Origin of the sequence: Phenylobacterium sp., from assembly GCF_031425575.1 — a bacterium.
Lineage (GTDB): Bacteria > Pseudomonadota > Alphaproteobacteria > Caulobacterales > Caulobacteraceae > Phenylobacterium.
In genome coordinates, this window is the sequence record NZ_JANPJP010000031.1 from 1 (window position 1) to 7500 (window position 7500).

Below are 7500 nucleotides of genomic sequence, written 5' to 3' on the forward strand. Positions count from 1 at the left end.
GGGGACCCAGGCTCTTTCTCCGTTCTGAAAGCCTGGCGCGGGTCAGAGCCAACAAACCAAAAACACCTGGGTCCCCGCTTTCGCGGGGATGAGCGGAGGGGGGAGCGGTCTGGGCGCCACAGGCCCTCAACAATTGCGCGCTAGCCTCAATCGCGGCAGGGTCCGCGCCAACTCAAGAGGGAGGGCGTCATCATGAACCCCAAGGCCGAATTCGACATCATCGTCTATGGCGCCACCGGCTTCACCGGACGCCTGGTGGCTGAGTACCTTGCCCAGACCTACGGCGTCGGCGGCGACGTGAAATGGGCCATGGCCGGCCGCTCGGCCGACAAGCTGGCCGCCGTCCGCGACGAGATCGGCGCGCCCAAGGACACCCCCCTGATCGTGGCCGACGCGTCGGACCCGGCCTCGGTGAAGGCCATGGTCTCCCGCGCCAAGGCGATCCTCACCACGGTCGGCCCCTACCAGCTCTACGGCTCGGACCTGGTGGCTGAGTGCGCCGCCCAGGGGACCGACTATCTCGACCTCTCAGGCGAGCCCAACTGGATGGCCGAGATGATCAGCAAGCACGAGGCCGCCGCCAAGCAGAGCGGCGCGCGCATCCTGTTCTCCTGCGGCTTTGACTCCATTCCCTTCGAGCTTGGCGTCTACTTCACCCAGAAGACCGCCAAGGAAAAACTCGGCGCCATGGTCCCCCGGGTGAAGGGCCGGATGCGCAGGATGCTGGGTGGCCTGTCGGGCGGTACGGCGGCCTCGGGCCGCGCCACTATGGCGGCGCTGCAGAAGGACCCGAGCCTGTTCGCCCTGATGATCAACCCTTTCGCTCTGACGCCCGGCTTCACCGGCCCGGCCCAGCCTGCGGGGAACAAGCAGGAGCACGACCCGGACGTCGGCGCAGACGTCGGTCCCTTCATGATGGCGGCGATCAACACCAAGAACGTCCACCGCTCCAACCTGCTGCAGGGCCACCCCTACGGGACCGACTTCGTCTATGACGAGATGTCGATCATCGATCCGAAGGCGCCTGCCGCCTTCGCCGATATGCCCGCCGAGGGCGGTCCGCAGCCGGGCGAGGGACCGAGCAAGGCCGAGCGGGAGGCTGGCTTCTACGACTGCCTGTTCATCGGTATCGCCCCCGACGGCCGCAAGGTTCAGGTTTCGGTCTATGGCGACAAGGATCCGGGCTACGGCTCCACCTCCAAGATCATCGCCGAGACCGCCATCACCCTCGTGAACGCCCCCGATGTGGCGGGCGGTATCTGGACGCCCGGCGCGGCCCTGGGCGACCGGCTGGTGACGCGGCTGTCGGACAAGGCGGGCCTGACCTTCAAGGTCGAGAGCTGAAGCCCACCCTGGCGCGTTAGACGCTCAGGACCTTGAAGGAATCTCCATGAGCGTTGCGTTCACCAAGGAAGGGGATGCGGAGGCCACCGCCGCCGACCTTCCCGACCGCCCGATCTCACCGCACCCGAACCTGGTGACGCCGGAAGGCCTGGCCTTCATCGAGGCGGCCCTGGCCCAGGCGCGCGCCGACTATGCGGCGGCCCAGCACGCCGGCGGCATCGAGGCCGACCGCACCGCCATGGCCAGGGCCACCCGCGACCTGCGCTACTATTCCGCCCGCCGCGCCAACGCTCAGCTTATCGAGCCCAGTGATGACACCGACACCGTCCGCTTCGGGGGCGGCGTCACCATCGACCGCGAGGACGGCCGCCGCCAGACCTTCCGCATCGTCGGCGAGGACGAGGCCGACCCGGCTCAGGGCACGGTGTCTCACGTCTCCCCTCTGGCACGAGCCCTGATGGGCAAGTCCGTCGGCGACACCGCTATGCTGGCGGGCGCCGAGGTGGAGATCGTCGCCGTCGGATAATTTCATGGAACAAGGTTCTCCGAGGCTTGGCGGAGGGGCGACAAGCTGCGACAGTCTCGGCAGCCGCCCGGGTTGATCGGCCGGCGTGACAGCGTCCCGGGGGGGATGAGATGGCTGCAGTTTCTGATGGCGCACCGGCGCCAGTCGGTCGGGACGAGGGCTTTTTCCTCTACGGCGCCGCCGCAATGGCCCTGGTGATCGTCGCTGGGTTCTCAGTCCAATTGGCGATGGGGCGCTCAAGCTTCTCCGCCCCACTGCTCGTCCATGCCCACGCGGTCGTCTTCATGGGCTGGCTGGTGATCTACCTGCTCCAGAATGTCCTGGCGGCGACGGGCCGCATTGCCTTGCACCGCCGGCTTGGCTGGATCGCCGCGGCCTGGGTCGTGCCCATGCTGATCCTCGGGGTGGCGGTGACGATCGCCATCGTGCGTCGCGGCGGCGTGCCGTTCTTCTTCCGGCCCCAGCAATTTCTGATCTTCGACCCGGTATCCTTGCTCACCTTCGCCGGCCTGACCATCGCGGCGATCCTGATGCGCCGCCAGACCGATTGGCACCGGCGCCTGCATTTTTGCGCGATGTCGATCTTGCTCGGCCCAGGCTTCGGGCGATTGCTGCCTATGCCCCTACTCGCGCCCTGGGCCTGGGAGGCCACCTTTGCGGTGTGCCTGATCTTCCCCCTGGTGGGCATGTGGTTCGACAAGCGTCGCAGTGGCCGCGCGCATCCGGCCTGGAGCTGGGGCGTCGCTGCGATGCTCGGCTCCCTGCTGGTGACGGAGGCGATCACCTACAGCCCGGTCGGCGACGCGATTTATCGCGCCGCCGTGGCCGGATCGCCGGGGGCCGCCGTGGCGCCCCTGGCGTTCCCGGCGCCGCCCGGACCTCCCGCCGCCGGCTAACCCCGCCGCCCCCGTCCACCTGGCCGGATGGGGGAGGGCGCCGACTGGCCACCGCGCGTGCGCCCGCCGGCGTCCTGCCAGCGGGGCCGCGAGGCGCCGTGCGCGCCCTTGGCGGCGGACCCCGCCATCGCCTCCCACTTCACGGCGTAGCGGATGAAGGCCAGGGTCTCTGTCACCGCCTGCGGATCGGCGGGCGCCAGCTTGTGGGCCAGCACCGATCGCCCGATGGTCCACGACCGGTCGATCAGCCCCGCCCAATTTGCATCGAGCCGCCCCTTGGCCCAGGCGCTGGCGGCCTTTTTCGAGGTCACGGCGCCGGTCTCCAGGCTGTGCAGCATCCGGCAGTACTGGGTGACGATGAAGGCCTGCAGCCAGTTGGCGTCGATGGGAATGGCCCCGCCCAGCCAGAGTGTCGTCACCCGGCGGAACAGGGTGCGGATCTCCGCCCGCAGGGCGTCGGGCGCCACGGGGTCCACCAGCTCGGCGGGCGTGGGTCCGGCCAGCACCACGCCCTTCTCCCGCAGACACCAGCGCACCAGCAGGCTGTTGTCGTGCTCGGACCGCACCAAGCGGCTGGCGCCGTTGTCGAGATAGAGGAACGGATAGGCCCGGGCCGGCATGTCGGCCATGCCGGGGTCGGCCCAGCCGGGCGGGCGCGGCTCCTCCGGGGGATCGCGCGGCTCGAGGCTCCAGCGCCGAAGGATCGTGGCCGGGACGTAGGAGCCCTCCAGATGCTGCGCCCAAGGCGAGGGCAGCGTGAAGAGTTCGGCGTGCATGGCCTGCAGCGCCGGCTATTCCGCGAGCGTCACGTCGCGAGCGGTGACAATCAGGAAATCGACGTCGCTCTGTTCGTCGGCGTCGCCCACCGCGAAGGAGCCCTGCAGATAGGCGCCCACGAAGTTATCGCCGAGCACGGCTCTGGCGCGGGCCACGAGCTGGTCGAGCACGCCGTTGAGATCGGCATACGGAGTCGCGCCCGCGGGCGCCGGGGTGTGGGATTGGGTCATGGAATATCCGGGGTGCGAGCCGGCGCGCACGGGCGCGGGCTCGATTGAGAGCAAAGATCGGGGGAAAGCGAGGCGCGCTGGGCGCGCCGCCCGGTCAGCTGTCTGTGGCCACGAATGAGTCCTCCAACGGGAGGGGAGAGCCTAAACCCGCGTCGCGTCGCGCGTCTAGATGGCGACGGAGGTCTTGCGCGCCAGGGTCTCGATCTCGTTGCGGATCGAGCCCGCCGAGCTCTTGATCAGGGCCGAAACCCCGCGCCGCGCCGCCTCGCGGTCGCAGGACAGCACCATCTGCTTGACCGGACCCAGGCCGGCCGGCGGCATGGACAGCCGCTCGAAGCCAAGCGCCACCAGGACGAAGGCCTCCAGGGGCCTGCCCGCCATCTCGCCGCAGACCGAGACCGGGGTGCCGGTTTCGGCGCAGGCCTGCTGGATCTGCTGCAGGGCCCGCAGCGCCGGCGGGGACAGGAAGTCGTAGCGATCGGCCACCCTGGGGTTCCCGCGGTCGGCCGCAAACAGGTACTGCATCAGGTCGTTGGTCCCGACGCTGACGAAGTCGGTCATCGGCAGCAGGGCGTCCAGGTGCCAGATCAGCGATGGCGCCTCGATCATCGCCCCCACCTCCAGCCGTGAGGGCGCCGCGCGGCCCCGCCGCTGGGCCCAGGCGATCTCGTGGTCCACCAGGGCGCGCGCGGCCCGGAATTCGTCCACATTGGCAACCAGGGGGAACATGATCCGCAGCGGCCGGCCTCTGGCCGCGGCGATCAGCGCCCGCAGCTGCAGCCGCAGCAGGGCCGGCCTATCCAGCCCCATGCGGATCGCCCGCCAGCCGAGGGCCGGATTGTCCTCCCGTTCGGCCTCCAGATAGGGCAGCACCTTGTCCCCGCCCAGGTCGAGCGTCCGGAAGGTCACCGCCAGGTCGCCGGCCGCGTCCATCACCCGGCTGTATAGGGCCGTCTGGGCGTTGAAGCGCGGCATCTCCTCGGCCACCATGAACTGGAACTCGGTGCGGAACAGGCCGATGCCCTCCGCCCCCGTCTCAGCCAGGATGTCCAGGTCAACGTCCAACCCCGCGTTCATCAGCAGGGTGATCTTGGCGCCGTCGCGGGTGAAGGCCGGGGTGTCCCGCAGCTTGGCGAATTCCGCCCGCCGCTGGGTGCGAACCTCCAGCCTGGCCTGCAGCGCCTTGATGACGTCGGGCCGGGGCCGCAGATAGGCCTCGCCGGTCTCGGCGTCGACGATGACGGTGTCGCCCTCCGACACCTTGTCCCGCAGGCCCGCCAGCCGCCCCACGCAGGGGATGTCCAGGGCGCGCGCCACGATGGCCGCGTGGCTCGCCGCGGAGCCCTCCTCCAGCAGCAGGCCCTTCAGCTTGGTGCGGTCGTATTCCAGCAGGTCGGCGGGGCCGAGGTTGCGGGCGATCAGGATAGCGCCCTGGGGCAGGTCGCGGGTCTTGTGACCTTCTCCCGAGAGGTGGCGCAGCAGCCGGTCGTTGAGGTCTTCCAGGTCGTGCAGCCGTTCGCGCAGATAGGGGTCGCGGGCCTGGCCCAGGCGGGCGCGGTGCTCGGAACGCACCCGCTCCACCGCCGCCTCGGCGGTCAGGCCGTTGCGCACCGCGTCCTCCAGGCTGCGGTTCCAGCCGCGGTCATGGGCGAACATCCGGTAGGTGTCGAGCACCTCATAACTGGCTTCAACCAGCCCGTGCTGGCCGTCCAGCATCTGGTCGATCTGGGCCTGCAGGCTGGCGACCGCGGTGGATAGCCGGATCTCCTCGGCCGCCACGTCGTCGCTCAGCAGCTTGGAGGTCGCCACCGGCGGCTCGTGCAGGACCACGACGCCCAGCGCCAGGCCGTCGGCGAACTTGGCGCCCTTCAGCCGCTCGGGGCGGTGGGGCACCAGCTCTGCGTTCTTCAGCGCGCCTTCGCTGGCCAGCTCGCTGCTGGCCACCATCTCGGCCAGCACCATGGCGACGATCTGAAGGTCCTCGACCTCGTCGTCGGAATAGACCCGCTCGGTGCGGTTCTGGACCACCAGCACGCCGATCACCCGCCCGCCGCGCAGCAGGGGCACCCCCATGAAGGCGTGGAAGGGGTCTTCGCCCGTTTCAGGGCGGTAGGAGAAGGCCGGGTGGTTTGGCGCGTCCGACAGGTTCAGCGGCCGGCCCAGGCGCAGGATCTCGCCGACCAGGCCCTCGCCGGGTTTCAGGCGGGTGACGTGGACGGCGGTGGGGTCCAGGCCCTCGGTGGCGAACAGCTCCATGTCGTTGGCGCCGCCGCGCATGTAGAGCGAGCAGACCTCGGCCACCATCGAGCGCGCGATGATGCGCACCACCATGTCCAGGCGTGACTGCGCGGGCCCGCCGCCGGCCAGGGCCTCGCGGATCTGCCGCAGCAGGCTCCGTTGTCCTCGAATGGCGATGCCTGGTGCGGCCATCGGCCCTCACGTCCCTCCCGAAACTCCCGCCCAGCCGGGCGGCTGCGGCCAGCCCGGCCGTCTTGACCGCTCCCTAGCAGCTTTGGACGTCGGAACGGAGACGGAAAAGCGTCGAGTGGACGCAGGAATGTCGCCGGTGGCGCAAGTTTGAGCGCACGGACCGCGGTGCGATGACGCGCTTTGATCTGGCGCAATGCGGCCGGGGCCCTCCACACCCGACCCTGGGAGCGCCGCGGCGCAACGACGCCGACGTGCGGGGGAGGGACCATGACGTCATCGGGCGGATTGCTGCGGGTGAGGCGTATCGGCATGGCCGCGCCGTTCCGCTGGCTGGGGGGCGCCTGGAAGGATCTCTGGCGCGCCTGGCCGCCCCTGCTGGCCTACGGCCTGGCGCTGACGGCCTTCAGTCTGGGGATGACCCTGAGCTTCGTGGCCACAGGCGGCGCCTTCTGGGTCTTCGCCCTGACCTGCGGCTTTGTCTTCGTGGCGCCCATGCTGGCCATGGGGCTCTACGAGGCCGGCGCCCTGTTGGCCCGTGGCGAGCGCCCGACGCTGGCCCGCATGCTGTTCGTGCCCCGGGCGCTCTCGGGCGATGTCGCCATCCTGGGCCTGGCCCTGCTGATGATCTTCTTCTTCTGGCTGCAGATCGCCCAGATCGTCTACGGCCTGTCGACCTGGGTCATCTACCGCACGGTGGAGACCCTGGCGGCCTTCGCGCTCACCACGCCGGAGGGTCACCGCATGCTGATCGTCGGCTCCCTGATCGGCGGGGCCATCGCCTTCCTCACCTATGGCCTGGTGGTGATCTCCGCCCCCATGCTCCTGGACCGCGGGACCAGCGTCTTCGCCGCCACCATCACCAGTTTCCGCGCCGTGTCCGCGAATTTCGGACCGATGATCGTCTGGGCCCTGCTGATCGCAGTCCTGACCCTGTCGACCCTCCTCACCGGCTTCCTGGCCCTGGTGATCGTCTTCCCCTGGCTCGGCCTGGCCACCTGGCGCGCCTATGGCGATCTGGTGGAGGCCCCTCAGCCCACCGTCACTCTGGCCGGTTGAGGATCGCGGCCGTGGCCACCATCTCCCCCAGCAGGGCCATGGTCGCCGCGCCGGAGCAGTCGAAGGGATCCAGCTCCACGCGCTTGAAGTATTTCAGCAACAGGGCGGGGTTGAGCTTGGCGATGCTCACATGGCCCATGGTCCAGTTGCCGAACCTGCGCTCGGAGATTTCCTCATAGGTCAGCAGGCGCACCTGTTGGTGGCGGTCGTCCCGCACGATGGCGTTGAACAGTTCGCAGAC

General features: G+C 69.6%; 8 protein-coding genes. 4 read left to right on the top strand and 4 right to left on the bottom strand.

All coding sequences use genetic code 11. The features are described from left to right. Positions 1-192: 192 nt before the first annotated feature. The 3 genes from RMO97_RS01500 (at position 193) to RMO97_RS01510 (ending at position 2766) form a co-directional block, all read left to right on the top strand. Positions 193-1344 (top strand): saccharopine dehydrogenase NADP-binding domain-containing protein, encoded by a 1152-nt coding sequence (locus tag RMO97_RS01500; RefSeq protein WP_310538790.1) that lies wholly within the window; start codon positions 193-195, stop codon positions 1342-1344. Positions 1345-1390: 46 nt separating this feature from the next. Further along, the gene (gene greA, locus RMO97_RS01505; RefSeq protein ID WP_310538791.1) at positions 1391-1870 is read left to right on the top strand and encodes a transcription elongation factor GreA; all 480 of its coding nucleotides are present in this window, start codon (positions 1391-1393) and stop codon (positions 1868-1870) included. Between the two features lie 185 nt (positions 1871-2055). Then, positions 2056-2766, top strand: a complete 711-nt coding sequence (locus RMO97_RS01510) for a hypothetical protein (protein WP_310538792.1) — start codon at positions 2056-2058, stop codon at positions 2764-2766. Here the strand turns inward: RMO97_RS01510 and RMO97_RS01515 are convergent. The 3 genes from RMO97_RS01515 to ptsP all read right to left on the bottom strand — a co-directional run bounded on the left by RMO97_RS01515 (position 2763) and on the right by ptsP (position 6203). Beyond that, on the bottom strand, positions 2763-3542 hold the full coding sequence (locus RMO97_RS01515) for an aminoglycoside adenylyltransferase domain-containing protein (protein ID WP_310538793.1): 780 nt from the start codon (positions 3540-3542) through the stop codon (positions 2763-2765). The genes RMO97_RS01510 and RMO97_RS01515 overlap by 4 nt on opposite strands. A gap of 15 nt (positions 3543-3557) precedes the next feature. After that, positions 3558-3773 carry a nucleotidyltransferase domain-containing protein gene (locus RMO97_RS01520; protein WP_310538794.1) on the bottom strand — a complete coding sequence of 72 codons (216 nt, stop codon included), beginning with the start codon at positions 3771-3773 and terminating at the stop codon, positions 3558-3560. Between the two features lie 165 nt (positions 3774-3938). Then, a complete protein-coding gene (gene ptsP, locus RMO97_RS01525; RefSeq protein WP_310538795.1) occupies positions 3939-6203 on the bottom strand; it encodes a phosphoenolpyruvate--protein phosphotransferase in 2265 nt (754 codons plus the stop codon). A gap of 267 nt (positions 6204-6470) precedes the next feature. Here ptsP and RMO97_RS01530 point away from each other — a divergent pair, with 267 nt between their 5' ends. Then, positions 6471-7259 (top strand): DUF2189 domain-containing protein, encoded by a 789-nt coding sequence (locus RMO97_RS01530; protein WP_310538796.1) that lies wholly within the window; start codon positions 6471-6473, stop codon positions 7257-7259. Here the strand turns inward: RMO97_RS01530 and RMO97_RS01535 are convergent. Next, positions 7243-7500 (bottom strand): BLUF domain-containing protein (locus RMO97_RS01535; protein ID WP_310538797.1); only part of this gene is annotated, 258 nt, incomplete at its 5' end. The genes RMO97_RS01530 and RMO97_RS01535 overlap by 17 nt on opposite strands.

Excerpts from the sequence above, each read along its gene's own strand:
- RMO97_RS01500 (WP_310538790.1), top strand. The coding sequence starts at position 193 with ATGAACCCCAAGGCCGAATTCGACATCATCGTCTATGGCGCCACCGGC.
- greA (WP_310538791.1), top strand. The coding sequence starts at position 1,391 with ATGAGCGTTGCGTTCACCAAGGAAGGGGATGCGGAGGCCACCGCCGCC.
- RMO97_RS01510 (WP_310538792.1), top strand. The coding sequence starts at position 2,056 with ATGGCCCTGGTGATCGTCGCTGGGTTCTCAGTCCAATTGGCGATGGGG.
- RMO97_RS01515 (WP_310538793.1), bottom strand. The coding sequence starts at position 3,542 with ATGCACGCCGAACTCTTCACGCTGCCCTCGCCTTGGGCGCAGCATCTG.
- RMO97_RS01520 (WP_310538794.1), bottom strand. The coding sequence starts at position 3,773 with ATGACCCAATCCCACACCCCGGCGCCCGCGGGCGCGACTCCGTATGCC.
- ptsP (WP_310538795.1), bottom strand. The coding sequence starts at position 6,203 with ATGGCCGCACCAGGCATCGCCATTCGAGGACAACGGAGCCTGCTGCGG.
- RMO97_RS01530 (WP_310538796.1), top strand. The coding sequence starts at position 6,471 with ATGACGTCATCGGGCGGATTGCTGCGGGTGAGGCGTATCGGCATGGCC.